The sequence below is a fragment of the Streptomyces albicerus genome (genome assembly GCF_008905045.1).
Classification (GTDB): Bacteria; Actinomycetota; Actinomycetes; order Streptomycetales; family Streptomycetaceae; genus Streptomyces; species Streptomyces albicerus.
Genome location: NZ_VWMY01000016.1, coordinates 46,556 through 73,235 on the forward strand (window position 1 = coordinate 46,556; position 26,680 = coordinate 73,235).

At 70.2% G+C, this 26,680-nt stretch carries 21 protein-coding genes; 12 read left to right on the plus strand and 9 right to left on the minus strand.

The window, feature by feature from the left end:
- Positions 1-57 precede the first annotated feature (57 nt).
- Both glp and galU read right to left on the minus strand, forming a co-directional pair.
- The gene (glp, locus tag GAS53_RS15915; protein ID WP_151478244.1) at positions 58-1,380 is read right to left on the minus strand and encodes a molybdotransferase-like divisome protein Glp; all 1,323 of its coding nucleotides are present in this window, start codon (positions 1,378-1,380) and stop codon (positions 58-60) included.
- Between the two features lie 4 nt (positions 1,381-1,384).
- Positions 1,385-2,287: a UTP--glucose-1-phosphate uridylyltransferase GalU gene (galU, locus tag GAS53_RS15920; protein ID WP_151478245.1), complete on the minus strand. Its 903-nt coding sequence runs from the start codon at positions 2,285-2,287 to the stop codon at positions 1,385-1,387.
- 94 nt (positions 2,288-2,381) lie between these two features.
- Here galU and GAS53_RS15925 point away from each other — a divergent pair, with 94 nt between their 5' ends.
- The gene (locus tag GAS53_RS15925) at positions 2,382-2,996 is read left to right on the plus strand and encodes a 5-formyltetrahydrofolate cyclo-ligase (RefSeq protein WP_151478246.1); all 615 of its coding nucleotides are present in this window, start codon (positions 2,382-2,384) and stop codon (positions 2,994-2,996) included.
- A gap of 89 nt (positions 2,997-3,085) precedes the next feature.
- Here GAS53_RS15925 and GAS53_RS15930 read toward each other — a convergent pair whose 3' ends face one another.
- Positions 3,086-5,848: a penicillin acylase family protein gene (locus GAS53_RS15930; RefSeq protein WP_151478247.1), complete on the minus strand. Its 2,763-nt coding sequence runs from the start codon at positions 5,846-5,848 to the stop codon at positions 3,086-3,088.
- 193 nt (positions 5,849-6,041) lie between these two features.
- Here GAS53_RS15930 and GAS53_RS15935 point away from each other — a divergent pair, with 193 nt between their 5' ends.
- The 6 genes from GAS53_RS15935 to mscL all read left to right on the plus strand — a co-directional run bounded on the left by GAS53_RS15935 (position 6,042) and on the right by mscL (position 12,312).
- Positions 6,042-7,586 (plus strand): potassium/proton antiporter, encoded by a 1,545-nt coding sequence (locus GAS53_RS15935; protein ID WP_151478248.1) that lies wholly within the window; start codon positions 6,042-6,044, stop codon positions 7,584-7,586.
- A 342-nt stretch (positions 7,587-7,928) separates the two neighbouring features.
- Positions 7,929-9,224, plus strand: coding sequence for an MFS transporter (locus tag GAS53_RS15945; protein ID WP_151478249.1), 1,296 nt, complete (start codon positions 7,929-7,931; stop codon positions 9,222-9,224).
- Between the two features lie 199 nt (positions 9,225-9,423).
- Positions 9,424-9,765, plus strand: coding sequence for an FmdB family zinc ribbon protein (locus GAS53_RS15950; RefSeq protein WP_151478250.1), 342 nt, complete (start codon positions 9,424-9,426; stop codon positions 9,763-9,765).
- Between the two features lie 100 nt (positions 9,766-9,865).
- Complete coding sequence (locus GAS53_RS15955; RefSeq protein WP_151478251.1) at positions 9,866-10,708, plus strand: S-methyl-5'-thioadenosine phosphorylase; 843 nt, start codon at positions 9,866-9,868, stop codon at positions 10,706-10,708.
- Between the two features lie 434 nt (positions 10,709-11,142).
- The gene (locus GAS53_RS15960; RefSeq protein ID WP_404829231.1) at positions 11,143-11,694 is read left to right on the plus strand and encodes a hypothetical protein; all 552 of its coding nucleotides are present in this window, start codon (positions 11,143-11,145) and stop codon (positions 11,692-11,694) included.
- 135 nt (positions 11,695-11,829) lie between these two features.
- Complete coding sequence (mscL, locus tag GAS53_RS15965; protein WP_151478253.1) at positions 11,830-12,312, plus strand: large conductance mechanosensitive channel protein MscL; 483 nt, start codon at positions 11,830-11,832, stop codon at positions 12,310-12,312.
- A 136-nt stretch (positions 12,313-12,448) separates the two neighbouring features.
- Here the strand turns inward: mscL and GAS53_RS15970 are convergent, their stop codons facing one another.
- Positions 12,449-12,631, minus strand: a complete 183-nt coding sequence (locus GAS53_RS15970) for a hypothetical protein (protein WP_151478254.1) — start codon at positions 12,629-12,631, stop codon at positions 12,449-12,451.
- Positions 12,632-12,903: 272 nt separating this feature from the next.
- Between GAS53_RS15970 and GAS53_RS15975 the strand changes: the two genes are divergently transcribed.
- The 4 genes from GAS53_RS15975 to GAS53_RS15990 all read left to right on the plus strand — a co-directional run bounded on the left by GAS53_RS15975 (position 12,904) and on the right by GAS53_RS15990 (position 17,483).
- Complete coding sequence (locus GAS53_RS15975; RefSeq protein WP_151478255.1) at positions 12,904-14,151, plus strand: low temperature requirement protein A; 1,248 nt, start codon at positions 12,904-12,906, stop codon at positions 14,149-14,151.
- Positions 14,152-14,171: 20 nt separating this feature from the next.
- Positions 14,172-15,200, plus strand: a complete 1,029-nt coding sequence (locus GAS53_RS15980; protein ID WP_151478256.1) for a P1 family peptidase — start codon at positions 14,172-14,174, stop codon at positions 15,198-15,200.
- Positions 15,201-15,363: 163 nt separating this feature from the next.
- On the plus strand, positions 15,364-16,581 hold the full coding sequence (locus GAS53_RS15985; protein ID WP_151478353.1) for a L,D-transpeptidase: 1,218 nt from the start codon (positions 15,364-15,366) through the stop codon (positions 16,579-16,581).
- A gap of 158 nt (positions 16,582-16,739) precedes the next feature.
- The gene (locus GAS53_RS15990) at positions 16,740-17,483 is read left to right on the plus strand and encodes a DUF6227 family protein (protein WP_151478257.1); all 744 of its coding nucleotides are present in this window, start codon (positions 16,740-16,742) and stop codon (positions 17,481-17,483) included.
- Between the two features lie 171 nt (positions 17,484-17,654).
- Here the strand turns inward: GAS53_RS15990 and GAS53_RS15995 are convergent, their stop codons facing one another.
- The 4 genes from GAS53_RS15995 to GAS53_RS16010 form a co-directional block, all read right to left on the minus strand.
- Entirely contained in the window at positions 17,655-19,829 is a 2,175-nt protein-coding gene (locus GAS53_RS15995; protein WP_151478258.1) for a PTS fructose transporter subunit IIABC, read from the minus strand.
- Positions 19,830-20,169: 340 nt separating this feature from the next.
- A complete protein-coding gene (pfkB, locus tag GAS53_RS16000; protein WP_151478259.1) occupies positions 20,170-21,117 on the minus strand; it encodes a 1-phosphofructokinase in 948 nt (315 codons plus the stop codon).
- Complete coding sequence (locus GAS53_RS16005) at positions 21,114-21,875, minus strand: DeoR/GlpR family DNA-binding transcription regulator (protein WP_151478260.1); 762 nt, start codon at positions 21,873-21,875, stop codon at positions 21,114-21,116. Before GAS53_RS16005 ends, pfkB begins: the two co-directional genes overlap by 4 nt.
- A 194-nt stretch (positions 21,876-22,069) precedes the next feature.
- A complete protein-coding gene (locus GAS53_RS16010; protein ID WP_151478261.1) occupies positions 22,070-23,584 on the minus strand; it encodes an MFS transporter in 1,515 nt (504 codons plus the stop codon).
- A 206-nt stretch (positions 23,585-23,790) separates the two neighbouring features.
- Between GAS53_RS16010 and GAS53_RS16015 the strand changes: the two genes are divergently transcribed.
- On the plus strand, positions 23,791-24,870 hold the full coding sequence (locus GAS53_RS16015) for a helix-turn-helix transcriptional regulator (RefSeq protein ID WP_151478262.1): 1,080 nt from the start codon (positions 23,791-23,793) through the stop codon (positions 24,868-24,870).
- Between the two features lie 733 nt (positions 24,871-25,603).
- Here GAS53_RS16015 and GAS53_RS16020 read toward each other — a convergent pair.
- Positions 25,604-26,602, minus strand: coding sequence for a sigma-70 family RNA polymerase sigma factor (locus tag GAS53_RS16020; RefSeq protein WP_151478263.1), 999 nt, complete (start codon positions 26,600-26,602; stop codon positions 25,604-25,606).
- Positions 26,603-26,680: the final 78 nt, after the last annotated feature.

Sequence of the window (26,680 nt, forward strand, 5' to 3'; positions counted from 1 at the left end):
CGCGGCGCTCCCGGTCGGGCCTGTTGTCCGCGACAGGGTACGCCCAAGCCGGGGCCCTCAGCCGAGCAGGACCACTTCCACCTCGGTGCCGGGCTCCACGGACTCGACGGACTCCGGGACCACGATCAGCGCGTCCGCGTGCGCGAGGGCCGCGACCAGGTGGGATCCGGCGCCGCCGACGGGGGTCACCTCCCCGTCCGCGTACCGCCCGCGCAGGAACTGACGGCGTCCGGCGGGCGAGGTGAGGGCCTTGTCCGTACGAAGGGTGGCCCTGGTGGTGGGCCGGTGGATGTCGTCCACACCCATCAGCGTGCGGATGGCGGGGCGCACGAACAGCTCGAAAGAGACGTACGACGACACGGGGTTGCCCGGGAGCGCGAGCAGCGGGGTGTGCTCGGGGCCGATGGAGCCGAAGCCCTGAGGCTTTCCGGGCTGCATGGCCAGCTTGCGGAACTCGATGCCGCTGCCCGCCTCGTCCTCGTCGCCGACGGAGGAGAGGGCCTCCTTGACGACGTCGTACGCGCCGACGCTGACGCCGCCCGTGGTGACGAGGAGGTCGGCGCGGATGAGCTGGTCCTCGATGGTGGCGCGGAGCGTCTCGGCGTCGTCGGCGACCGCGCCGACCCGGTAGGCGATCGCGCCGGCGTCGCGGGCGGCGGCGCACAGCGCGAAGCTGTTGGAGTCGTAGATCTGGCCGGCGCCCAACTCCTCGTCGGGCTGGACGAGTTCGCTACCGGTGGACAGGACGACCACGCGCGGGCGCGGGCGCACCCGTACGGTGCCTCGGCCGATCGCGGCGAGCAGGCCGATCTGCGGCGGGCCGAGGACGGTGCCCGCCGAGAGGGCACGGTCACCGGCCTTCACGTCGCTCCCCTTCGCGCGCACGTGCGCGCGTGCCTGCGCCGGGCGGTGGACCTGCACCTGACCGGAGGCCGCCTCGGGGGACGCGCTGTGGGCGCGCATCCCGGAGACGGGGCCCTCGCCGAGGCCGCCGTCCGTCCACTCCACGGGGACGACCGCCTCGGCGCCGGGCGGCAGCGGGGCGCCCGTCATGATGCGGGCGGCCTGGCCGGGGCCCACGTGGAGCAGCTCGGACTCGCCCGCCGCGACGTCACCGACGACCGTGAGGACCGCCGGGTACTCCTCGCTCGCGCCCGCGACATCCGCGACCCGGACCGCGTACCCGTCCATCGAGCTGTTGTCGAACGGCGGCAGGGAGACCGGCACCGTGACGTCCTCGACCAGGACACAGCCCTGGGCGTCGAGGAGCTGCAGCTCGATGGGTTCGAGAGGGCGGACGGTCGCGAGGATGTCCTCCAGGTGCTCGGACACCGACCAGAGGTGGTCCTGGCCGGTGACACGGGTCGCGGCGCTGCTCAAATTGCTACATCTCCTCGGTGACGTAACTGCGAAGCCAGGTCCGGAAGTCCGGGCCCAGGTCTTCACGTTCGCACGCGAGTCTGACAATGGCACGCAGGTAGTCGCCGCGGTCGCCGGTGTCATAGCGGCGGCCCTTGAAGACGACGCCATGCACCGGGCCGCCGACCTTCTCGTCGTCGGCGAGCTGCTGGAGGGCGTCGGTGAGCTGGATCTCGCCGCCGCGGCCGGGCTCGGTCTTGCGGAGTATGTCGAAGACGTGCGGGTCGAGTACGTAGCGGCCGATGATCGCGTAGTTGCTGGGGGCGTCCGCCGGTTCGGGCTTCTCGACGAGGCCGGTCACCTTGACGACGTCGCCGTCCTCGGTGGTGTCGACGGCCGCGCATCCGTAGAGGTGGATCTGCTCGGGATCGACCTCCATGAGCGCGATGACGCTGCCGCCGTACTGCGCGTGGACGTCGACCATGCGCTTGAGCAGCGGGTCGCGCGGGTCGATCAGGTCGTCGCCGAGGAGCACGGCGAAGGGCTCGTGGCCGACGTGCGGGGCGGCGCACAGCACGGCGTGGCCGAGGCCCTTGGGGTCGCCCTGGCGGACGTAGTGCATGGTGGCGAGGTCGCTCGACTCCTGCACCTTGGCGAGCCGGTCGGCGTCACCCTTCTTCTGAAGGGCCGACTCCAGCTCGTAGTTACGGTCGAAGTGGTCCTCGAGGGGGCGCTTGTTGCGGCCCGTGATCATGAGGACGTCGTCGAGGCCGGCGGAGGCGGCCTCCTCGACCACGTACTGGATCGCCGGCTTGTCGACTACCGGCAGCATCTCCTTGGGAGTGGCCTTGGTGGCCGGCAGGAACCGGGTGCCGAGACCTGCTGCGGGGATGACAGCCTTGCTGATCCTGGGGTGCGACTGAGTCATGCCCGACACCATATCCGGTGCCTTTGTATGGAATCTGCAGCTCCGGTTAGTTCACTCTCATATGAGCGCATTACTAAGGATACGGAACATGCCCATGAGTCACCCGGGACCCGAAGCCGAGTCTGGCAAGCGATTGTTGCGGCGAGAGTTCCTCACGGTGAGAAGCCGGTTGACGGCCGGTGACGTGCGGGAAACCGAGGCCGCACTCGCCGCCCGCGCCCTGGAACTGCCCGAACTGGCGCACGCGCGCACGGTCGCAGCATACGTCTCCGTGGGGAGTGAACCGGGCACCCGTGCGCTCCTCGACGCCCTCCACGCGCGCGGGGTGCGCGTCCTGCTCCCGGCACTGCTCGAGGACAACGACCTCGACTGGGGCACGTACGACGGAGAGGGCTCCCTCGTCCACGTACAACACCGGGGAAAGATGGCCCTCTTGGAGCCCGCGGGCGAGCGTCTCGGCCCGGACGCGGTGCTCACCGCCGACGCCGTGCTGCTGCCCGGCCTGGCCGTGGACGCGCGCGGGATGCGGCTCGGCCGCGGCGGCGGATCGTACGACCGGGTGCTCGCGCGCCTCGAGCGGGCAGGCGCGGATCCGGCGCTGGTGGTGCTGCTGTACGACTCCGAAGTGGTCGACCGCGTCCCCGAGGAGCCGCACGACCGGCCGGTGCACGCGGTGGTGACCCCTTCGGGAGTACGCCGCTTCCGGTAACCCCTCCGTAAGACCCACTGTGCGCGAAGACCCACTGTGCGCGAGAACGGCCCTCCACGCGCGCGTGGAGGGCCGTTCTCATGCGGTACTCAGGGTTTCAGCAGCAGCGTGTCCGACGTGGCCTTGTCGACCGCCTGCTTCGTGGACGGCCAGGACAGCAGCTCGCCCTTGACCCACTTGCTCGTCTGGTCGACGTAGTGGGCGCTGTAGGCGTGCCCGGAGGCACCGGTGAGGTTGATCCACTTCGACTTGTCGAAGTCGTCGAGGTTCACCACCATCCGCATCGACGGCACCCAGACCACCGAGTAGCCGCCCGCCGCGTTCCAGCCGGTGGCGTTCACCGCCGCCTCGCCGCCGCTCATGTTGTACGGGCCACGGTTGAGCATGTACTGCAGGAAGCCGGGGCCCTCGGTGCCCAGGGTCTGGTTCTCCAGGTAGAGCCGGTGCAGACGGCCCCAGCTCCAGGTGTCGATGTCCTTGCCGAGCTTGGCGGTCAGCTCCCAGCGGGCGTCCGTCAGGGCCCGCTTGAAGAGCTCGTCACGGGTGTCGACGGCCTTGTCCAGGCGCGTCCTGGGCGCCGACCACCAGTTGTTGTCCTCGTCGTCGAGGATCTTGCGGACCACCTCGAACCAGCGGTCGCCGCCGTCCGGCTGCGCGCTGTCCGCGTCGCGCTGGCCGCACTCGCGCACCTTGGCGTCCTCGTCGTCGACGGGACCGGTGGAGTCGGCCGGCTCGACGTACAGGCACTGGCCCTTGACCCGCAGCTCCTTGGGCAGCTTGTTGCCGAAGGCGAGCTTGAGGATGTTGCGCCAGGTCGCGTTGAAGTACGCGGCTGCCGCAGAGTCGGCGTCCTGGGTGTAGTTCCAGCCCTCCAGGAGCTTCTGCGCCTCACGGACGTCCTTGTCGGCCACGTCGATCTTGAGCAGGTGGGGAACCAGCAGCTTGGCGATCTCGCTGCTGTTGTCGAGCTGCATCTGGCGCATGTCGTCCGTCGAGACCTTGCCGCCGTTCTTGGTCTTCGACGCGATGAGGTCGGCGATCCGCTGACTGCGCGTGCCGTAGCCCCAGTCCGTGGTGAGCGTGTACGGGTACTTGTCCTTGTCGACGACGGCCTGGTTGGCGGTGACGATGTAGCCGCGCTCCGGGTTGTACTCGTACGGCAGCTCGGACTGCTTGATGTAGCCGGTCCAGCGGTACTCGGAGTCCCAGCCCGGCGACGGGAGCGAGCCGTCGCCCTCGCCGCGGATCGGGATCCGGCCGGGCAGCTGGTAGCCGATGTTGTTGTCCCTGTCCGCGTAGACCAGGTTCTGCGAGGGCACGTCGAAGAGGGCGGCGGCCTTGCGGAAGTCCGTCCAGTCGGCGGCCTTGTTCATCGCGAACACGGCGTCCATCGAGGTGCCGGGGTCCAGGGCGGTCCAGCGCAGCGCGATGCCGTAGCCGTCGCCGCGGTCGGGTGCCGACTCGTCCACGGTGGCCTTCTTGCCGACCTTCACGAGCTCGTCGTCGCGGTCGGACAGCAGCGGTCCGTTGTTGGTCTCCCGGACGACGATGGTCTTGGCCTCGCCGCCCGCGACGTTGATCTTCTCCTCGCGGGTGGTGAAGGGCTTCACCTTGTCGTCGTACTCGTAGCCGTTCCCGGTGAGCTTCTCCAGGTACAGGTCGGTGACGTCGGCGCCGGAGTTGGTCATGCCCCAGGCGATGTTCTCGTTGTGGCCGATGACCACACCCGGCATGCCCGCGAAGGTGTACCCGGAGACGTCGTACTGGCACTTCTCGGAGACGCTCTTGCAGTGCAGCCCCATCTGGTACCAGACCGAGGGCAGCGAGGGCGACAGGTGCGGGTCGTTGGCGAGCAGCGGCTTGCCGGAGATGGTGTGCGCACCGCCGACGACCCAGGAGTTGGAGCCGATGCCGTTGCCGTTCACACCGACGGCCGCCGGGACGTCGTCCAGCACGTCGTAGAGGCCCGACAGCTGGCTCTGCAGCCCGGAGGGGGCCGTCGCGTCGTTCGTCAGCCCGGTGCCCGCCGCGGATTGCGTACCGCCGGTGCCGCCGCTGTCGCCGCCCTGCTCGTACTCCCCGGTGACGTCGTTGTACTCGCCCTCCTGCACGATCGGCTTGTTCCGGTCGTACGGGTACTGCGGGTACAGGTCGGCGATCTGCTGCGGGCCGAGTCGGCTGGTCATCAGGGAGCGGTCGATCTCGTCCTGCATGTTGCCGCGCAGGTCCCAGGCCATCGCCTTGAGCCAGGCCACCGAGTCGACCGGAGTCCACTCCTTGGGCTCGTAGTCGTTGGAGAAACCCAGGGCCGCATACTCCAGGGAGATGTCCTCGCCGTCCTTGCCCTTCAGGTAGGCGTTGACACCCTTGGCGTAGGCCTGGAGGTACTTCTTCGTCTCGGCGGACAGCTTGGTCTTGTACTCCTCCTCCGCGACCCGGTGCCAGCCGAGTGTGCGCAGGAACTCGTCGTTGTCGACCTGGTCCTCGCCGAACATCTCCGAGAGCCTGCCCGCCGTCATGTGACGGCGTACGTCCATCTCGTAGAACCGGTCCTGCGCCTGGACGTAGCCCTGCGCCATGAACAGATCCTCGTCGGTGGAGGCGTAGATCTGCGGGATCCCATGGCCGTCCCGCTTGACATCCACAGGGCCCGAGAGGCCGTCGAGCGTGATCGAACCCTTGGTCTGCGGGAAGGAGGCGCGGACGGTGCTGATGCTCCAGTAGGACCCGTAGGCGACGCCCCCGATGATGGCCAGAACCAGGACGATCAGGATCAGACGGGCTCTGCGCCCCTTCTTCCTGCCGGACTTGCCGGGCTTTTGACCGGAAGATGCGGTGGTGTTGGGGGGCATCGCTGTCCTTGCTGTCCTAACGCGAGCGGCAGGCGGGCTTGTCCATTTGACTGAGCGCTGGAGCAACCATAGGCGCAGGGCCAACTCACACTTGACGCGGAGTCGGGAACCGGGCGGGCAGGGGTTCGATCTTGCCTCGGCAAGTGTCAAGAAAGCGTCAAGAGTTAGGTAAGGTAACGAAGTAGTTGGGCCGATGTACTCGGATCGACGAGACGAGAAAGGAATCCCGCTGACTGTCCACCACCTCAACCAGCTCCTGCTCGTGTGCTCACTCGTTCTGCTCGTCGCGGTGGCAGCGGTTCGGATCTCTTCGCGCAGCGGGCTCCCCAGCCTGCTCGTCTACCTGGGCATCGGCGTCGCCATGGGCCAGGACGGCATCGGCGACATCCACTTCGACAACGCCGAGCTGACCCAGGTCATCGGGTACGCGGCCCTGGTCGTGATCCTGGCCGAGGGCGGTCTGGGCACGAAGTGGAAGGAGGTCAGGCCCGGGCTCCCGGCCGCCTCCTCACTGGCGCTGGTCGGTGTCGCGGTGAGCGTCGGCGTCACGGCGACGGCCGCGTACTACCTGATCGGGCTGGAGTGGCGGCAGGCGCTGATCATCGGCGCGGTGGTGTCTTCGACGGACGCGGCGGCGGTCTTCTCCGTACTGCGGAAAGTGCCCCTCCCCGCGCGCGTGACGGGCATTCTGGAGGCCGAGTCCGGCTTCAACGACGCCCCGGTGCTCATCCTCGTCGTCTCGTTCTCCATGGCCGGTCCGGTGGAGCACTGGTACCACCTGCTCGGCGAGATAGCGCTGGAGCTGTCCATCGGAGCGGCCATAGGTCTCGCGGTGGGCTTCCTGGGAGCGTTCGGGCTGCGGCATGTGGCACTGCCCGCCTCTGGCCTCTACCCGATCGCGGTCATGGCGATCGCCGTCACGGCGTACGCGGCCGGGGCCCTGGCCCACGGCAGCGGCTTCCTCGCCGTGTACCTGGCGTCGATGGTGCTGGGCAACGCGAAGCTGCCGCACTGGCCCGCCACACGTGGCTTCGCCGACGGGCTCGGCTGGATCGCCCAGATCGGCATGTTCGTGCTGCTCGGCCTGCTGGTCACACCGCACGAGATGGGCGACGACATCTGGCCCGCGCTCGTCATCGGCCTGGTGCTGACCATGGTCGCGCGCCCGCTGGGCGTCGTGCTCGCCCTGCTGCCGTTCCGCATGCCCTGGCAGGAGCAGGCCCTGATGTCCTGGGCGGGGCTGCGCGGCGCCGTGCCCATCATCCTGGCCACGATCCCGATGGTGAGCGGCGTCGAGGACAGCCGCCGCATCTTCAACATCGTCTTCGTGCTCGTCGTCGTCTACACCCTCGTCCAGGGACCTACGCTCCCCTGGCTGGCCCGGAAGCTGCGGCTGGGCAAGTCCGCCGCGGAGGCCGCCGACCTGGGCATCGAGTCGGCGCCCCTGGAGCGGCTGCGCGGCCATCTGCTGTCCGTGGCCATCCCGGAGGGGTCGAAGATGCACGGCGTCGAGATCAACGAGCTGCGGCTGCCGGCGGGCGCCGCGGTCACGCTGATCGTCCGCGACGGCGAATCATTCGTCCCGCTTCCCACGACCGTGCTGCGACGCGGCGACGAACTGCTCGTGGTGGCCACCGACCCGGTCCGCGACGCCGCCGAGCGGCGACTGCGCGCGGTCGGCCAGGGCGGCAAGCTGGCGGACTGGCTGGGGACGGGCGGGAACGGGGCGGAGGCCTGAGCTCCGGCATTCCGGAGCTTCGGCACTGCGCAGCTCCGGCACTGCGCAGCTCCGGCACTACGGAGCTCCAGCACTGCGCTCACTTTGGTGAGTAATCGCAGGCCCTGGACGAAAGAGTGCTGGTTTTCACAGGTGCGGAATCGTTCGGCCCTGTATCATCAAGGCGCATTCTTTGAACGAACCAACTCTGTCTGACGCAGAGCTGGCGCGACCGTATGGCGGCCGCGGCACCCTCCCTGTGGGCGGCCCGGTATCTACCGCAGTTCCGCGCAAGAGGACAGCTCTCGGCGCCCGAGCCCCGTCCAAGGGGCCGCGCTACCAGGCGGCAGAAAGGCACGGGCCGTGGCATCCACGGTCACTCCGGAGTCCGCGAGGACTCCGGTCTCCTCCCGCCCGGGATACGGACAGCTGCTGCGCACACGCGGCGCCTGGACGTTCCTGCTCCCCGGCTTCGCCGCGCGACAGCCGTTCGCGATGCTGACCCTCTCCATCGTGCTGCTCGTGCAGCACACCACCGGCTCGTACGGGGCCGCCGGCGCCGTCGCCGCCGTGACCGGTGTCTCCATGGCACTGTTCGCACCCCTCACCGGCCGTCTCGCCGACCGTCACGGCCAGCGGGCCGTGCTGCTCCCCGGCGTCCTCGTACACACGCTGGCGGGTCTGTCCCTGACCGCGCTGGCGCTCGCGGACGCTCCCCTGTGGGCGCTGTTCGCGGCAGCCGTGCCGACCGGTGCGTCGGTGCCGCAGATCGGGCCCATGGTGCGCGCCCGCTGGGGCGTCAAGCTCCAGGGCTCGCCCCTGATGACGACCGCGGCGGCCTTCGAGTCCGTCACGGACGAGCTGACCTTCGTGTTCGGACCGCTGCTGGCCACTGCGCTGTGCACCGCCGTGGACCCGGCCGCCGGCCTGCTCACGGAGGCCGCGCTGACCCTGGTCGGCGGTCTGCTGTTCGCGGCCCAGCGCGGCACCCAGCCGTCCGTCGGTCTCAAGGGGCACGCGCGCGTGGAGCACGCCTCGGCCCTGTCGGTCCCCGGAGTGCGCGTTCTGATCGTGGCCTTCCTGGGCATCGGTGCCGTCTTCGGCGGCATGCAGGTCTCGCTCGCCGCGTTCAGCGAGTCGATCGGCCGGCCCGGTCTGAACGGTGTCCTGTACGGCACGTTCGCCGCGGGCAACATGCTCTCCGGCATCGTCTGCGGCGCCATCGTCTGGAAGGTGGCCCCGCGCCGTCGCCTCGTCATCGGGTACGCGGCGCTGGCCCTGGCCGCCTCCGGACTGTGGGCGGCGCAGTCGGTGGTCGTCCTCGCCGGTGTCGGCCTGCTGGTCGGCATGTGCATCGCGCCCGCCCTGATCACCGGCTACACCCTGGTCGAGGGACTGGTGCCGGCGGGCGCCCGCACGGAGGCCTTCACCTGGCTGACCGGAGCGGTCGCGCTCGGACAGGCGGCCGCCGTCATGGTCGCCGGGCAGCTGGAGGACCGCCTCTGGGACGGCGCGGGATTCCTCGTTCCGATGGGCGGCACGCTGCTGGCCCTGGCGACCCTGGTTGCCTTGCGCTCGCGGCTGATGCCGCCGCGCGTGACCAGAGTGGTCACGCGCGGCGCAGGCCATCGCGAACCTGTCGCGATCGGTGAGACGTGACCGTGTATTTCCCGAGGAATACGTCACTGTGACTCCGCCGCTGACGCGGCTTCCCACTCGGCCCGAAGGCCCTCATGGCGGTCAAGCCCTGACCGCTGCCCGTGGGCAGGTGACGTACGTTACTCCAATTGCTGGCAGCACCAGGTTAATATGGACGATCGTTAGCACTCACTGAGTGAGAGTGCCAGGAGGAAGACAAGTGCCGACCTACCAGTACCAGTGCACCGAGTGCGGCGAGGGCCTCGAGGCGGTGCAGAAGTTCACCGACGACGCCCTCACCGAGTGCCCCAGCTGCAGTGGACGCCTGAAGAAGGTGTTCTCCGCGGTCGGCATCGTCTTCAAGGGCTCCGGCTTCTACCGCAACGACAGCCGCGGCTCCTCGTCGAGCAGCAGCCCGGCGTCGTCGTCCGGCAAGTCGTCTTCGTCGGGTTCGTCGTCCGACTCGGCGTCGTCCGCTTCGTCGTCTTCCTCGTCGTCGTCTTCGTCGGACTCGAAGTCGTCGTCCACGGGCTCTTCCTCGTCCAGCAGCAACGCCGCGTAGGGCTTTCTGAGGCTTTCCCGCGCAAAGGCTTTCTTACGAGACCCTGTCGTCTACGGCGGCAGGGTCTTCGGCGATCTCCGTCCCGGTTAGGGTGCCGTCCATGGCGAACACGGAGAACGTCGAGATCGGCGTCATCGGCGGGTCGGGCTTCTACTCCTTCCTTGACGACGTGACCGAGATACAGGTGGACACCCCGTACGGGCCGCCCAGCGACTCCCTCTTCCTCGGCGAGCTCGCCGGGCGGCGGGTCGCCTTCCTCCCCCGCCACGGTCGCGGCCACCATCTGCCGCCGCACCGCATCAACTACCGCGCCAATCTGTGGGCGCTGCGCTCCGTCGGGGCGCGCCAGGTGCTCGGGCCGTGTGCGGTGGGCGGGCTGCGGCCGGAGTACGGGCCCGGGACGCTGCTCGTGCCTGACCAGTTCGTGGACCGTACGCAGTCCCGGACGCAGTCCTACTTCGACGGGCTGCCGTTGCCCGACGGCAGCGTGCCGAACGTGGTGCACGTGTCGCTGGCCGACCCCTACTGTCCCGTCGGGCGCAAGGTGGCGCTTGAGGCGGCGCGTGGGCGGGGCTGGGAGCCGGTGGACGGCGGGTCGCTGGTGGTGATCGAGGGGCCGCGGTTCTCGACGCGTGCGGAGTCGCTCTGGTACCGGGCGCAGGGCTGGTCCGTGGTGGGCATGACTGGGCATCCCGAGGCGGCGCTCGCTCGTGAACTGGAGCTCTGTTACACGTCGTTGGCGCTGGTCACCGATCTCGATGCGGGTGCCGAGAGTGGGGAGGGTGTCTCGCATGAGGAGGTGTTGAAGGTGTTCGCGGCGAATGTGGATCGGCTGCGGGGGGTGTTGTTCGATGCGGTTGCGGGGTTGCCGGGGGGTGGGGCGCGGGACTGCTTGTGTACGACTGCGTTGGGTGGGATGGATCCGGGGTTCCAGCTGCCGTAGTCGGCGCCGCGCCGAGCCGCGAGCGTCGGCGTGTGTGTGGGGGGCGGGGCCGTGCCGGTACGTCGAGTCCGCCACCACTGGGTATCCGGCTGTGGTTTTGGAGGGTGCCGTTTCCTGGAGGAGCCCTACGTGGCGGACTGCGACGTACCGGCACGGCCCCTCCCGTGCGATGGCGACTGCGGGTGCGTGGGGGGATGGATGCGGGGTGCGGGTGCGTCGTGTGCGACTGCCGGTGCGTTGTGCGTGGGGGTGTACGGCGACTTTGGGCTGCGGGTGCGTTGTGCGTGGGGGCGTTGTGCGTGGGTGTGGGTGGGGTGGAAGTTCACCTTCGGGTGAGTGAGTTGTCCACAACTGGCTGGTAGTCCACGGGTTTCGGTGGGAATCGGTGCGGGGGTGCAGTCTGGGGTCGCAAGCCGATCTTCCGACCGTAGGCGGTGGTACCCGTGTCGCAGCTCTCTTCCTTTCCGCGTCCATTGGGCACGGACGTGCCCGTCACGTGTGAGGTGCCGCACTTCGCTCCTGTGCGAGTGCGTGGTGGGCGATACCAGCTGCGCCGGCTCGTACGGCATCGAAGGCGGGCCTTGGCAGCGGGGCTGGCGGTGACCGCGGCAGCGCTCGTCGCGGCGGGGCCGAGGGATACGGTCGCACGGGACACAGGGCCGCCGCGGGCCCGACCAGTGGTCGATCCGGTGCGGGAGCGGCGGCCGGTCGAGATGGTGACGGCTCCGGTGCGGATCGCCGACGGCGCGACGGTGCGGCTGCTCAGGCCCGGCGACCGGGTCGACGTCGTCGCGGCGGAGCAGTCGGCGGCGGGCCCTGGCGACGCGCACGTGGTCGCGCGTGGGGCGCGGGTGACGAAGGTGCCCGAATCCCTGGACGGCGTGTCCGAGGGCGGGGCGCTGGTCGTCCTGTCCGTGCCACGCCGGACGGCGACGCGGCTGGCCGGGGCGGGTGCGACCTCACGACTGGCGGTGACACTGTGCTGAACCTGGTCAAGATGGTCACCATCAGGGTGTCAAGTCCCTCGTTGGAGATGGGGCATTGGACAGGGCTGCCACGCCCTGCCGTAGGTTGCGGAGCTGTTCGTTCCACAGTTTGTGCGGCTGAAGAGGGGCTCCCTGGTGAGCGAGAAGAAGAAGGATCCGGGCGTCTGGGAGGGCTTCAAGGTCTTTCTGATGCGTGGGAACGTCGTCGATCTGGCTGTCGCGGTGGTCATCGGCGCCGCCTTCACCAACATCGTCAACTCCATGGTGAAGGGCGTGATCAACCCACTGGTCGGCGCCTTCGGCACCAAGGACCTCGACAGGTACAGCTCGTGCCTGAAGGACCCCTGCAGGTTCGACGAGGCGACGGGAACCGCGACGAGCGGTATCCCGATCATGTGGGGCACTGTCCTCAGCGCGATGCTGACCTTCGTGATCACCGCGGCCGTCGTCTACTTCCTGATGGTGCTGCCGATGTCCAAGTACCTCGCCAGGCAGGCGGCCCGCCAGAAGGCGAAGGAGGGTGCGCACGAGGTGATCGAGGTGACCGAGCTGGCGGTCCTGAAGGAGATCCGCGACGCCCTGGTGGCACAGCGCGGCTCGGGGCACAACGAACAGTAGGGGTCGTTACGGCGGCCGCTGTCGTCGTCTGCTGGGTTCGCGGGGCGACCGCCGTCTGTTGGGCTCGCACGGCGGCTGTCGTCCGTCGAGCCAGTGCGGTTCGAGGGCCGCGCGTGGCTCGGGCGTGGGCCAGGGCTCAGATGTGGTGGGGCGGTTTCTCGTCGAGGAAGCGGGCCAGGTCCGCGGCGCTGTCGCCGGCGGGTCGCTCGCCCCATCCGCGGTCCGTGTCGTCCGCGGACGGCTGGCTCAGCGGGTCGTCGAAGACCAGCGCGGCCTTGGGGTCACGCGGTTCGGCGTCGGGGGCAGGGGCGGTGCTCATGCGTCCAGGGTACGGGCACGGGGGCAGGCCGGATTCGGAACGCGGTGCGGGTGTCGCTCGACCGGCGGCGGGGACTTGGCATCCCGCACCCGGCACCGCGCGGTCGACGGTCACGGCCCGGCGCCCGGCCGGCGGGACCGCACGGCCGACAGCTCTCCGATCCGTACCGCCGCGCCTGCCCTTCCCGCTTCGTCTGACCTGGCCCTTCTCACTGCCTGTCGGGCCTCCGTATGCTTCTGATTTTTCGGCTGATTTCTGCTGTGCTTGGCCGTATGACGTCCAGTCCCGCTTCCGAATCAGCTCCGCGCCCCTCCGGAGCCCCCGCCGCCCATCGCCCGCTGCGCAGGATGACCGCGCGCAGTCGCGACGAGAAACACCGGGCCGCATCACCCCTGGAGCTCTTCTTCGATCTGTGTTTCGTCGTGGCCATCGCCCAGGCGGGAGTGCAGTTGGTGCACTCCGTCGCGGAGGCGCACGCGGCCGAGGGCATCGTGAGCTACGCGATGGTGTTCTTCGCCATCTGGTGGGCGTGGATGAACTTCACCTGGTTCGCGTCGGCGTACGACAACGACGACGTGCTGTACCGGGTCGTCACACTGGTCCAGATCGCCGGGGTGCTGGTGCTGGCCGCCGGGGTGTCCCGGGCGTTCGAGGACCACGAGTTCCTGGTCGTCGTGGCGGGGTACGTGATCATGCGACTGGCGCTGACCGCCCAGTGGCTGCGGGCGGCCCGGACGGCCGAGGACGCCGAGCGGCGGATGACGCTGAGGTACGCGGGCGGGGTGCTGCTCTGCCAGGTCGGCTGGCTGGGGCTGCTGTTCCTGCCGGAGTCGGTCCGGCCCTGGGTGTTCCTGGTGATGGCGATCGCCGAGATGTGCGTGCCGGTGCTCGCGGAGAAGGAGATCAACACGTCCTGGCATCCGCACCACATCTCCGAGCGGTACGGGCTGTTCACCATCATCGTTCTCGGCGAGACGATCGCCGCGGCGACGATCGCGGTGAAGTCGGGCGTCGACGAGAACGACGCGTTGGGCGAGCTCCTCCCGATCGCCTCGGGCGGGCTGCTGATCATCTTCGCGGCCTGGTGGATCTACTTCGCCGTGCCGATCCACGGTCATCTGCGCTCCAACAAGCAGGCGTTCCTGTGGGGGTACGGCCACTACCTGATCTTCGCGTCGGCGGCGGCGATCGGGGCCGGCCTGGAGGTCGCGGTGGAGCAGGCGGTCGGCAAGGCGCACATCTCCACGCTGTCGGCTTCGGCCGCGGTGACGCTGCCGACAGCGTTGTTCCTCCTCACGGTCTGGGCGTTGCACGCCCGTCACTTCAAGGTGGGCACGGGGCAGCAACTGGTGCTGCCGACCGCGGCGTTGGCGGTGATCCTGTGCACGTTCCTGGGTGACTGGGCGGTGCTGACGACGGGGATCGTGTCGGCGCTGGGGGTGGCAGTGGGGGTGACGCTGACCGCCCGGATGGTCGCTCAGGAGGAGCGGGAGAAGGTGGCGGGCGCATCGGCCGTGTGAGCCGGGTCGACACTGGGCGTATGACAGTTGACGCTCTGACGGATGTGGCCGGACTGCGCGTGGGGCACGCCACGCGGATCGGCGACGGTTGGCTCACCGGTACCACGGTCGTCCTCGCCCCGGAGGGCGGCGCGGTCGCGGCCGTGGACGTGCGCGGCGGCGGGCCCGGCACCAAGGAGACCGACGCGCTCGATCCGCGCAACGTGGTGCGGAAGTTCGAGGCGCTCGTGCTGACCGGGGGCAGCGCGTACGGGCTGGACTCGGCGGCCGGCGTGATGGCCTGGTTGGAGGAGCGCGGGCGCGGGGTGCGGGTCGGGCCCGATCCGCGGCATGTGGTGCCGGTCGTGCCCGCGGCCTGCGTCTTCGATCTCGGCCGCGGCGGTGACTTCCGGGCCCGGCCGGACGCGATGCTCGGCCGCGAGGCGGTGGAGGCCGCGGCGGCGAGCGAGCCGGGCTCGCCGGTTGAGGAGGGGTGCGTGGGCGCCGGTACGGGGGCGGCGGTCGGACGGATGAAGGGAGGGGTGGGCAGCGCGAGTGTCGTACTCGACTCGGGGTTCACGGTGGCGGCGCTCGTGGTGGCCAACGCGGCGGGGTCGGCGGTGGATCCGCTGACGGGGGCGTTGTACGGGGAGTTGCTCCAGGGGCGGATCACGTATCCGGCGGCTGAGGTGCACGAGGTGGCCCAGGCTCGGCTGGCCGAGGCCGCGGCGAAGAGCAGCACTCCCCCGCTGAACACCACCCTCGCCGTGGTCGCCACCGACGCGGAGTTGTCCAAGGCGCAGGCGCAGAAGCTGGCGGGGACGGCACACGACGGGATCGCACGTGCCGTACGGCCGGTCCATCTGCTCAACGACGGGGACACGGTGTTCGCCCTCGCCACGGGTGCGCGTCAGCTGGCGGAGGACAACCCTCTCGCGCTCAACGAGATCCTGGCGGCCGGCGCGGACGCGGTGACCCGGGCGATCGTACGGGCGGTGCGGGCCGCCGAGTCGGTGGAGGGGCCTGGCGGGGTGTGGCCGGCGTACGGGGAGTTGTACGGCGACCGGTAGGCCGGGGGCGCCGGCTCTGTGAGCGATTGTCCCGACTCTGTCACGTGATGCTGTGCAGGGCGGGCTGCGGGAACCCAGGCGGTCGTTGTTTCCCTCCTTGTCCATGGACCTTCTCCACGGACCGGAGCGGATCGCCCACAATCGCGAGAATCTGGAGCAGCCCGTGACAACGCCGGACACAGCAGCGAGGCGCGCGCTGGTGGCCTGTGCCGCCCTGATCGTCGGCGCCCTGACCCTCACCGCGTGCGGCGGCGACGCCAGCGCCGACAACAAGTCCGACGACAAGGACGGCGGAACCAAGAACTCCACGGCGGAGATCGTCATCTCGGCGAAGGACGGTTCGACGGGGGCGTCGATCAACTCGACCGGGGTGAAGGTCAGTGACGGGAAGCTGACCGAGGTGAGGATGACGGAGTCGGCGACGGGGGCGGCCGTACCGGGGGCGATCACGGCGGACGGGAAGAGCTGGAAGCCGAAGGAGCAGTTGGAGCGGGGGACGAAGTACCAGATATCCGCCACCGCGAAGGGTGAGAACGGGAAGCCCGCGGCGGCCAACTCCATCTTCACGACGGTGTCCACGGACAACAGCTTCATCGGGACGTACACGCCCGACGGCGGTACGACGGTCGGGGTCGGGATGCCGGTGTCCTTCACGTTCGACAAGGCGATCAGCGACAAGAAGGCCGTGCAGTCGCACATCGAGGTCACGTCGAGCAGCGGGCAGAAGGTGGTCGGGCACTGGTTCGGCACGCAGCGGCTGGACTTCCGGCCCGAGGCGTACTGGAAGTCCGGTTCCAAGGTCACGATGAAGATCGACCTGGACGGGGTCGAGGGCGCGAACGGTGTCTACGGGGTGCAGGACAAGACGGTCACCTTCACGGTCGGCCGCTCCCAGGTGTCCACGGTCGACGTCAACACGCAGACGATGACGGTCGTACGCGACGGGAAGACCGTCAAGACGATCCCGATCTCGGCGGGCAGCCCGGAGAACAGTACGTACAACGGGCAGATGGTGATCTCGGAGAAGTTCACGCAGACGCGGATGAACGGGTCGACGGTGGGCTACGGCGGCGAGTACGACATCGCGGATGTGCCGAACGCGATGCGGCTGACGACGTCGGGGACGTTCATCCACGGCAACTACTGGTACGACAAGGGCAATCCGCCCTTCGGGAAGCAGGGCACCAGCCACGGCTGCGTCGGGCTCGCGGACGTGCAGGGCGCGAAGGGGGACACGACCGCCAAGTGGTTCTTCGACAACTCGCTCGTCGGGGACGTCGTGACGGTCAAGAACTCCCCCGACAAGACAGTCGCGCCGGACAACGGTCTCAACGGCTGGAACATGGCATGGAGTGCCTGGACCGCGGGAAGTGCCCTCTGACCAAAGGTTTTTGAGGATTCGCAGGGGCCGTGCGGGAACATCTCACACGGCCCCTGCGTTTTCTGTGCGTACGTTTTCTCGGTTCCCGGACATGATGTCCGACCGAGGGGCTACGGTATGCACCCACAAGGTGACATGCAGCAACGCCGGGAGAAGCCTTGAGCGTTCCGTACGAGACGGCAGCGTACGAGCCACCCGAGTCGCCCGAGTCTCCGGAGGAGCATCTCGCGCGACTCCTCGGCCGTGCCCTGAACTCCTTCGAGCTGCCGGACGAGACGATACGGCGGCTCGACCTGGCGCTGGCCCACGACAGTTCGCTGCACTCCGCGCACCACAGCGCGGGGCTGCACCGCGAGACGTACCGGCACACGTGGCTGCTCGCCGATGGGAGCGCGCTCACGCTCTGGGAGCTCGTCCACAACACCGCGCCGGGCGGCGACACACAGCACGAGGTGTACGAGGACCAGGAGGAGCTGCGCATCGCGACCGCGCGCCTGCCGCTGCCGGCGGACGCGCCCGACTTCGAACTGCCCGTTCTGATGCGGGTGTCGGCCGTCCCCGAGCCGCTGCACGCCTACGTTCTTGAAGACTCGGCGGACCACGGGCGGCGGCTGCTGCGCCGCGCGGAGAACTCGGACCGGCCGGGCGAGGACATGGCCGGGCTGCTGCGGACGGCGTTCGCGCACCAGATCACACAGGCCTTCGGGCGGCCGTGCCGGGCCGGCGACAGGGCGCTGTGCTTCTCGCTCTACGAGCACGCGTTCCTGCTCCACGACGGTCGCGAGCTGTCCCTCTGGGAGGTCGAGCACACGGCCACGGCTGATGGGCGCCACATGTGCGAGGTGTATTCCTCGGAGGAGGATGCTCGCGAAGCCATGGAGCGGCGGGCCTCCGGTGAGTAGGCGGGATTCGGCCGGTTCGTAGTCTGCGGGTTCGTTGTGGCTGGTCGCGCCCGCGCGGCGGAGCCGCATATGTCACAGCCCCGCGCCCCTAGAGGGGCGCGACTGTGGGCCGGGACTTGGAGTCCCGGCCCACAGTGTTTGTCGCTCTGTTTGTCGCTCTCAGCGGAGCGTTCAGGCCGCTATCGGCTCCTTCGGCTGCGTTGCCGTCGGGGCCTCGGGGGCCTTGTCCGTGCCGCCCTCGGGGGTGGTCTTGCGCATGCCCTTCAGGACGATGACCAGGCCGGCCGTGACCGCCGTACCGACCGCGATGGCCAGCAGGTAGAGGAACGGCTTGCCGATCAGGAAGGTGACCCAGATGCCGCCGTGCGGGGCGCGCAGGGTCGAGCCGAAGGACATGGTCAGCGCGCCGGTGACCGCGCCGCCCGCCATCGAGGCGGGGATGACCCGCAGCGGGTCTGCGGCCGCGAACGGGATCGCACCCTCCGAGATGAAGGACGCACCGAGGACCCAGGCGGCCTTGCCGTTCTCCCGCTCGGCCGTGGTGAACAGCTTCTTGCGGATCGTGGTGGCGAGGGCCATGCCAAGCGGCGGGACCATGCCCGCGGCCATCACGGCGGCCATGATCTTCATCGCGGAGTCGCTGGGCGCCGCGACCGAGATACCGGCCGTCGCGAAGGTGTACGCGACCTTGTTGACCGGGCCGCCCAGGTCGAAGCACATCATCAGGCCGAGCAGCACGCCGAGCAGGACGGCGTTGGTGCCGGTGAGCCCGTTCAGCCAGTCGGTCAGGGCCTCCTGGGCCTCGGCGATCGGCTTGCCGATGACCACGAACATCAGGAACCCGACCACCGCCGAGGAGATCAGCGGGATCACCACCACCGGCATGATGCCGCGCAACGGCTTGGGGATGTTCACCCGCTGGATTCCGAGCACGACGCCACCGGCGATCAGACCGGCCACCAGACCGCCGAGGAAGCCCGCGCCGATCGTGATCGAGATCGCACCGCCGACGAAGCCGGGCACGAGACCTGGCCGGTCCGCCATGCCGTACGCGATGTAGCCGGCCAGCACCGGGACGAGGAACCCGAAGGCCGCCGCGCCGATCTGGAACAGCAGCGCGCCCCAGCTGTCGACCTGGCCCCAGTCGAAGTGCTCGGTGACCGACTTGGCCTCGTTGATCTGGTAGCCGCCGATCGCGAACCCGAGGGCGATCAGCAGACCGCCCGCGGCCACGAACGGAACCATGTAACTCACGCCGGACATCAGCCACTTGCGCAGCTTCGTGCCGTAGCCCTCGCCGGGTTCTCCGGCCCGCTGCACCGGCGTACCGCCGGTACCGCCGGGCCTGGCGGCCGCGGTGACCTCGCCGCGCTCGGCCCTGCCGCGCACGTCGGCGATCAGCTCGGCGGGCTTGTTGATGCCCGCCTTCACACCGACGTCGACCGTCGGCTTGCCGGCGAACCGCTCCTTCTCCCGTACGGGCACGTCGTGGGCGAAGATCACGCCGTCCGCGGCGGCGATGACGGCCGGGTCGAGCCGGGTGAAGCCGGCCGAACCCTGTGTCTCGACGACGACCTCGACGTCACCGGCCTCGCGGCCCGCGTTCTCCAGCGACTCGGCCGCCATGTAGGTGTGCGCGATACCGGTGGGGCAGGAGGTGACGGCGACGATCCGGAAGGGCCGGCCGCCCTTCCCGGCCGCGGCACCCTCGTCCGCCGCGCCCTCGTCGTCCGTGGCGCCCGGCGCCGGGGCGGAGTCGTCCTCGACCGCGCCCGGCGCCGGGGCCGTACCGTCCGCGGCGGCGTCGGCGGAGGCCGTTCCGGACGCCGCCGCGGAGCTCTCGGAGCCGCCTGCGCTCGGCTCGGCAGCCGCAGCCGCAGCCTCAACCTCGGCCTCGGCCGCGGGCTTCTCCCCACGGATCAGGGCGGCGGCTCCCGCCGCGTCGTCCACCGACCGCAGCGCGGAGGTGAACTCGGCGTTCATCAGCTGGCGGGCCAGTGACGACAGGATCGTGAGGTGGGCATCGTCCGCGCCGGCCGGCGCGGCGATCAGGAAGATCAGGTCGGCGGGCCCGTCCGCCGCGCCGAAGTCGATCCCGGCGGCGCTGCGCCCGAAGGCCAGCGTCGGCTCGGTGACGTGTTCGCTGCGGCAGTGCGGGATCCCGATGCCGCCGTCGAGGCCGGTCGGCATCTGCGCCTCACGGGCGGCCACGTCGGCGAGGAAGCCGTCCAGGTCGGTCACCCGGCCCAGGGACACCATGCGCTGGGCGAGGGCGCGCGCCGCAGCTTCCTTCGTATCGGCGGACAGGTCGAGATCGACCAGGTCCGCGGTGATCATCTCGCTCATCGCGGGCTCCTTCGCACGCGTATCGCCCGGGGAGAGTTGTGGGCGAGGGTGGGGACGGGGGTGCTGCAGTCGGGGACTGCGGCGAGTACGGGAACTACGGGGAGTGCGGGTACTACCGGGAGGGTGGAGGCGGGGCCGGGGGAACCCCGCCTCCGGTCGCCCGCGGCTGCGGCGGGTAAGGGGAGTCCCCGCCGCATCAGGGCCGGTCCAGTGGCCGTACGGGAGGCGCCCGTACGGAGAGTCGTACGAGGCGTACGAGGCGTACGAGAAACAGTCGTGCCCGGGGAAGCGGCACGAGAGGCAGTCGTGCCCAGGGGCGTACGGAGAATCCGGCGGCACGTCATGACACCGGCTCCCTCAGTGCGCGGTCCACGGGGATCTCCGACGTGACGGTCACCGCGGACGGGTCGAGGTCCTCCGGGCTCGGCATCACGCTGCCCGGCAGCTGGACGGCGGCGGCACCGTGGGCCACGGCCGAGGCGAGGGCACGGGGCCCGCTGCCGCCGGCGATGAGGAACCCGGCGAGCGAGGAGTCGCCCGCGCCCACGTTGCTCCGTACGACGTCGACGCGTGCGCCCGCGAACCACGCGCCCTGCTCGCTGACGAGCAGTTGGCCGTCCGCGCCGAGGGAGGCGAGCACGGCACGCGCGCCCAACTCCCGGAGTTCCTCGGCGGCCTTGACGGCGTCGCCGATCGTGGCGAGGGGGCGGCCCACCGCCTCGGAGAGCTCCTCGGCGTTCGGCTTGACGACGTCGGGCCGTTCGCGGAGGGCCGCGAGCAGCGCCGGGCCCGAGGTGTCGAGCGCGATGCGGGCGCCCGCCCGGTGGGCGCGGGCGACCAGTTCGGCGTACCAGGAAGGGGCGAGGCCGCGCGGGAGGCTGCCGCAGCAGGCGATCCAGTCGGCGTCGCGGGACTGCAGGCGCACCGTCTCCAGGAGCAACTCCTCCTCCGCGGAGGAGAGTTCGGGCCCGGGTGCGTTGATCTTCGTCAGGACCCCGTCCGCCTCGGCGAGCGCGATGTTCGAGCGGGTGGCCCCGGCGACCGGGACCGGCGCGACCTCGATGCCCTGCGCGTCGAGCAGGTCGGCGACCAGCGCGCCGGGCGCTCCGCCGAGCGGCAGCACGGCGACGGTTCGCCGGCCGGCCGCGGCGACCGCCCGCGAGACGTTGACGCCCTTGCCGCCCGGGTCCATGCGTTCGCCGGTGGCCCGGATGACCTCGCCGCGGTCGAGCGACGGGACCTCGTACGTACGGTCCAGGGACGGGTTCGGAGTGACCGTGAGGATCATGCGCGCACTACTTCCGTGCCGCCGCGCTCGATCGCGGTGGCGTCTTCGGGGCTCAGCCCGCTGTCGGTGATCAGCAGGTCGACGTCGCCGAGGCCACCGAAGCGCGCGAAGTGCTCCTGGCCGTGCTTGGCCGAGTCGGCGAGCAGCACGACGCGGCGCGCGGCGGCGACGACCGCGTGCTTGACGGCGGCCTCGGCGAGGTCGGGGGTGGTCAGGCCGTGCTCGGCCGAGAAACCGTTCGTGGCGAGGAAGGCGACGTCCGCGCGGATCTCTCCGTAGGCCCGCAGCGCCCAGGCGTCGACCGCCGCACGCGTACGGTGCCGGACGCGGCCTCCGATGAGGTGGAGCTGTATGCCGGGGTGGTCGGCGAGGCGGGCCGCGATGGGCAGGCTGTGCGTCACGACGGTGAGCGTCGCCTCCAGCGGGAGGGCCCCGGCGAGGCGGGCGACCGTCGTACCCGCGTCGAGGATCATCGTGCCCTTGTCCGGCAGCTCGGCGAGGGCCGCCTTCGCAATGCGGTCCTTCTCGTCGGCCGCTGTGGTCTCGCGCTCGGCGAGGTCGGGCTCGAAGTCGAGCCGCCCGGCCGGGATGGCACCGCCGTGCACACGGCGCAGCAGACCCGCCCGGTCGAGGGCCTTCAGGTCCCGGCGGATCGTCTCCGCCGTGACCTGGAACTCCTCGGCCAGCGACACCACGTCCACACGGCCACCATCACGCGCGAGTCGGAGGATTTCTTGCTGTCGCTCCGGTGCGTACATGTCCGTTCGCCTCCGCCCTGTGCCCGAACCTGTGGTTTCAGGGTGAGGCTACGCCCAGATTTCCGCAAAGTAAACAGGTTCGGGCATGGATGTGGGCATGAACGGACATCAACTCTGTTGCGGGCGGGCACGCCTGAGGCCCGGCCCCCGAAGGGTCCGGGCCTCACGGCGTCGGATTCGGTCAACCGCCGTCGTCAGCCGACGAGTTCGGGCTCCTCGGCAGGCGCGGCCTCGGCGCTCTCCGCCCCCTCCACATGTTGGGCCGGCCGCTTCGGGAGGGCGAACATCAGCAGGAAGATGGCCGTCATCACCGCGGCGACCCAGCCCAGCGCGTGCTGGAAGGCATCGGCGAAGGCGGGGCCCACCTCGGCCGCGGGCAGGTGGTCGGACATCGTGCCGAAGAAGACGACGGAGACCAGGCCGAGACCGAGCGCGTTGCCCATCTGCATGACCGTGTTGATCAGGCCGGACGCGGAGCCGGAGTGCTCGCGGGGCACCTCGGAGAGGATCGCGTCCGTCAGCGGGGCCACGATCAGTCCCATGCCCACGCCCATGACGACCAGCGGGAGAGCCATCTGCCAGGAGGCGATGGACATGCCGTACCGCTCGGACTCCCAGATGTAGAGCAGGACACCGAGAGCCATGATCAGCGCGCCCGCCTGGAGCACCTTCCGCCCGAACCGCGGCGTCAGCTTCTGCACCGACAGACCGGCCGCCATCGACACCGCGATCGAGAAGGGGACGCCCGTCAGACCCGCCCGCAGCGGGCGCCAGCCGAGGCCGAACTGCATGTAGAGCGTCCAGACCAGGAAGAAGATCCCGAGAGCGACCCCGAAGACCGTCTGCACGGCGATGCCCGCCGCGAAGCTCTTCACCTTGAAGAGGGAGAGCTCGACGAGCGGGGAACCGTCCCGCGCGGTCTTCCTCTTCTCGTACGCCACCAGCGCCGCGAACACGACGAGCGCGCCGCCCATCGAGACGTACCCCCACATCGGCCAGCCCAGCTCGCGGCCGCGGGTGAGCGGGTAGAGCAGCATCAGCAGGCCGAGGGTGACGAGCGCGACGCCGACGAGGTCGAGCTTCAGGGCGTGCGGGGCCTTGGACTCGGTGATGAACTTACGGCCCAGGATGAGGCCCGCGATGCCGACCGGCAGGTTGATGAGGAAGATCGGCCGCCACTCCAGGCCGAACAGGTTCCACTCGGTGAGCAGCGCGCCGAGCAGCGGACCGGAGACCGCGCCCAGCCCCACGACCGCCCCGAACAGCCCGAAGACCTTGCCGCGCTCGTGTGCCGGGAACGTGGCGTGCACGATCGACAGAACCTGCGGCACCATCAGCGCGGCCATACCGCCCTGGAGGATGCGGGAGGCGACGAGCATGTCGGGGTTCGCCGCGAAGCCGCACAGTGCGGACGCGAGCGTGAATCCGCCGATGCCGATGAGGAAGAGCCGCTTGCGGCCGTAGATGTCACCGAGTCGCCCGCCGGTGATCAGGCCGGCGGCGAAGGCGAGCGCGTAACCGGCCGTTATCCACTGGATGTGGCTGAAGGACGCGCCCGCGTCCCGCTGGATCGACGGGATCGCGATGTTGACGATCGTGACGTCGACCAGGTCCATGAAGGCCGCGGTCATCACGATGGCGAGCGCGAACCAGCGCCGTCGGTCGGCCTCCGGCCGGGGGGACGTGAGGGTGCTGCTGGAAGAGGTCATGTGAAGAAGGTAGGAGGGATATAGGTCAGGTCATGTCCTAGTGGTGGGGCATCCTCGGAGAAGCCGAAAAGAATGCGGCGCGCTCGGAAAATGCGGGTTCGTTGTGGCTGGTCGCGCCCACGCGGCGGAGCCGCACATCGATACAGCCCCGCGCCCCTTTGGGGCGCACCGGGCGATCCGAGTGTTCGACGAGAGGGAGACACCCCATGAGCACCGACACCCCGGCCCGGCTCCTCCAGCTCCTCTCCCTTCTTCAGACTCCGCGCGAGTGGCCCGGTGGGGAGCTCGCCGAGCGGCTGAGCGTCTCGCGGCGGACCGTGCGGCGGGATGTCGACCGGCTGCGGGAGCTGGGATATCCGGTGCAGGCGACGAAGGGTGCGGACGGCGGTTACCGGCTGGTCGCCGGGAAGGCCATGCCGCCGCTGGTCCTCGACGACGAGGAGGCGGTGGCGATCGCGGTCGGCCTGCGGGCCGGTGCCGGGCACGCCGTCGAGGGCGTCGACGAGGCCTCCGTACGGGCCCTGGCCAAGCTCGAACAGGTCCTGCCGAGCCGCCTCCGGCACCGCGTCTCCACGCTCCAGGCCGCCACCACTCCCCTGACCAGCGGCGACGGTGCCAGCATCGCGCCCGAGACGCTGACCGTGATGGCCTCGACGATCGCGGGGCGGGAGCGGCTGCGGTTCGCGTACCGCGCGGGGGACGGGGCGGAGAGCCGGCGCCAGACCGAGCCGTACCGGCTCGTGTCGACCGGCCGCCGCTGGTACCTCGTCGCGTACGACCTCGACCGGGCGGACTGGCGTACGTTCCGCGTCGACCGGGTGGCCGATCCCTTCCCGACCGGGGCCCGGTTCGCGCCGCGTGAACTGCCTACGGGCAGTGCGGCCGAGTATCTGCGGCAGTCGATGTTCCGGCGGCAGGAGACGTACGAGTTCGAGGTGACGTTCGCCGCGCCCGCGGAGTTCATCGCGGCGCGGCTGCCCGGGTGGCTCGGGGCGCCCGAGCCGATCGACGACCACAGCTGCCGCCTGCGGAGTGCCGTCGGCGATTCCGTGGAGTGGCTGGCGGTACGGCTCGCGATGGTGGACTGCGAGTTCACGGTGCATGAGCCTGCTGAACTCGTGGGATACGTACGGGACTTGGGGGGTCGGCTGAGCCGGGCGGCGGGGCGGAAGGCGGGCGTGGCCGGGGAGGCGAGACACCGGCCGGTATCTCGGCCCCGGCCGGTATCTCGGCCCCGGCTGGTGTCCCGCCTCCCCGGCTGGCATCTCAGCCCCTCCGGCGTTTGAGGAGCGGGGGTCCAGGGGCAGAGCCCCCTGGCGGGGTCTGGGGCGGAGCCCCAGGGGACGGGAACGGGTAGGGGCGGCGGGGGCGAAAAGACCCGCCGCAGACGCCCGGAGCGTCACACGTGACGCGATGCGATGCGGGTCGGAGTCGTCGCCGGCCCGCGTCGCCGGGCGCCGGCGCCCGGCGATGCGGGCCGGGCAAGCCGGCCAACGGCAACCGTCGACAAGATCTGCCCCCGTGACACAATGTGCCACCTGGGTCACCCCGGGGTTCAGGTCCGGGGTGGCCCGGCAGCCGCGCCCGCAAGGCCGAACGGATAGAGCCGAGCCCCGGCGCCAGGGGGGGGAAGGCGCCGGAACTCGGCTCTGGGAGAGTCCCGGCGCCGGGGGGGTGCGGCGGGACTCGGCTCCGAGGGCCCTGGGGTCTTGTGCCCAGCGGCCGGTGGGTTGAAGCGGCTGTAAACGGACTTCTGTACGACCTCGTTCTCGACCGACCCGGCCACGCCGCGAGGCATGGTGGCTGGGGCGGCTCCCTGCCCGGCGCGAGCCCGTACCGCCCCCGGCGGACACGGGTCCCAGCTACCCGGCAGAGACAGCTTCCCCTGCCCGGCGGGAACCAGTCCCGCCCGGCAGGCGATGCGTGCCCGGTCGGACTCGGACTCGGACTCGGACTCGGCGGGCTCGGAGTCGGAAGTCGGAGCCGACCGAGCCCCGACCACCGACCCGCCCGGAGGGCTTACGCCGCGGCGTCGAACCCCGTCTGGCGGGCCAGCTTCTTCAGCTCCAGCAGCGCGTGCTTCTCGATCTGGCGGATGCGCTCGCGGGTGAGGCCGTGCTCCTTGCCGACCTCGGTGAGCGTGCGCTCTCGGCCGTCGTCGATGCCGTACCGCATCTTGATGATCGAGGCTGTGCGCTGGTCGAGCCGGCCGATGAGGTCGTCCAGCTCCTCGCTGCGCAGCAGCGTGAGCACGGACTGCTCGGGCGAGACGGCCGACGTGTCCTCGAGCAGGTCGCCGAACTGGGTCTCGCCCTCGTCGTCCACCGCCATGTTCAGCGAGACCGGGTCGCGGGCCCAGTCGAGCACGTCGATGACGCGCTCCGGCGTCGAGTCGAGCTCGGCGGCCACCTCCGTGGGCTCGGGATCACGCCCGTGCTTACGGTTGAACTCGCGCTGCACGCGCCGGATCCGGCCCAGCTCCTCCACCAGGTGGACGGGGAGCCGGATGGTGCGCGACTGGTCGGCGATGGACCGCGTGATGGCCTGACGGATCCACCAGGTCGCGTACGTCGAGAACTTGAAGCCCTTGCGGTAGTCGAACTTCTCGACGGCGCGGACCAGGCCGGCATTCCCCTCCTGGATCAGGTCCAGCAGGGGCAGACCGCTGCGCGGATAGCGTCGCGCGACCGCGACGACCAGGCGCAGGTTCGACCTGATGAAGATGTCCTTGGCCCGCTCGGCGTCCGCGACCAGCGCTTCGAGCTCCTCACGGGAGGCGTCCGCCTTGGCGTCGGTGACCTCGCCGTCGAGGATCTGCTGGGCGAACACACCCGCCTCGATGATCTGGGACAGCTCGACTTCCTTGGCGGCGTCGAGCAGTGGTGTGCGCGCGATCTCGTCGAGATACATGCCGACCAGGTCGCGGTCGGCGATCTCGCCGCCTACAGCGCGAACACTGCTTGCCGCGTCGTTCCCGCCGGAGGCGGACTTACGACGGGCGACGGCACGGGTTGCCATGCGTGCTCCCTTGCGTGGTGGGGTTGCGGGTCCTAGTGGTGGCTCGGACACCCTCCCGGGTGCCCTGCATCTGATGGA

Excerpts from the sequence above, each read along its gene's own strand:
- galU (WP_151478245.1), bottom strand. The coding sequence starts at position 2,287 with ATGACTCAGTCGCACCCCAGGATCAGCAAGGCTGTCATCCCCGCAGCA.
- GAS53_RS15925 (WP_151478246.1), top strand. The coding sequence starts at position 2,382 with ATGAGTCACCCGGGACCCGAAGCCGAGTCTGGCAAGCGATTGTTGCGG.
- GAS53_RS15930 (WP_151478247.1), bottom strand. The coding sequence starts at position 5,848 with ATGCCCCCCAACACCACCGCATCTTCCGGTCAAAAGCCCGGCAAGTCC.
- GAS53_RS15935 (WP_151478248.1), top strand. The coding sequence starts at position 6,042 with ATGTACTCGGATCGACGAGACGAGAAAGGAATCCCGCTGACTGTCCAC.
- GAS53_RS15955 (WP_151478251.1), top strand. The coding sequence starts at position 9,866 with ATGGCGAACACGGAGAACGTCGAGATCGGCGTCATCGGCGGGTCGGGC.
- GAS53_RS15970 (WP_151478254.1), bottom strand. The coding sequence starts at position 12,631 with ATGAGCACCGCCCCTGCCCCCGACGCCGAACCGCGTGACCCCAAGGCC.
- GAS53_RS15975 (WP_151478255.1), top strand. The coding sequence starts at position 12,904 with ATGACGTCCAGTCCCGCTTCCGAATCAGCTCCGCGCCCCTCCGGAGCC.
- GAS53_RS15980 (WP_151478256.1), top strand. The coding sequence starts at position 14,172 with ATGACAGTTGACGCTCTGACGGATGTGGCCGGACTGCGCGTGGGGCAC.
- GAS53_RS15995 (WP_151478258.1), bottom strand. The coding sequence starts at position 19,829 with ATGAGCGAGATGATCACCGCGGACCTGGTCGATCTCGACCTGTCCGCC.
- pfkB (WP_151478259.1), bottom strand. The coding sequence starts at position 21,117 with ATGATCCTCACGGTCACTCCGAACCCGTCCCTGGACCGTACGTACGAG.
- GAS53_RS16005 (WP_151478260.1), bottom strand. The coding sequence starts at position 21,875 with ATGTACGCACCGGAGCGACAGCAAGAAATCCTCCGACTCGCGCGTGAT.
- GAS53_RS16010 (WP_151478261.1), bottom strand. The coding sequence starts at position 23,584 with ATGACCTCTTCCAGCAGCACCCTCACGTCCCCCCGGCCGGAGGCCGAC.
- GAS53_RS16015 (WP_151478262.1), top strand. The coding sequence starts at position 23,791 with ATGAGCACCGACACCCCGGCCCGGCTCCTCCAGCTCCTCTCCCTTCTT.
- GAS53_RS16020 (WP_151478263.1), bottom strand. The coding sequence starts at position 26,602 with ATGGCAACCCGTGCCGTCGCCCGTCGTAAGTCCGCCTCCGGCGGGAAC.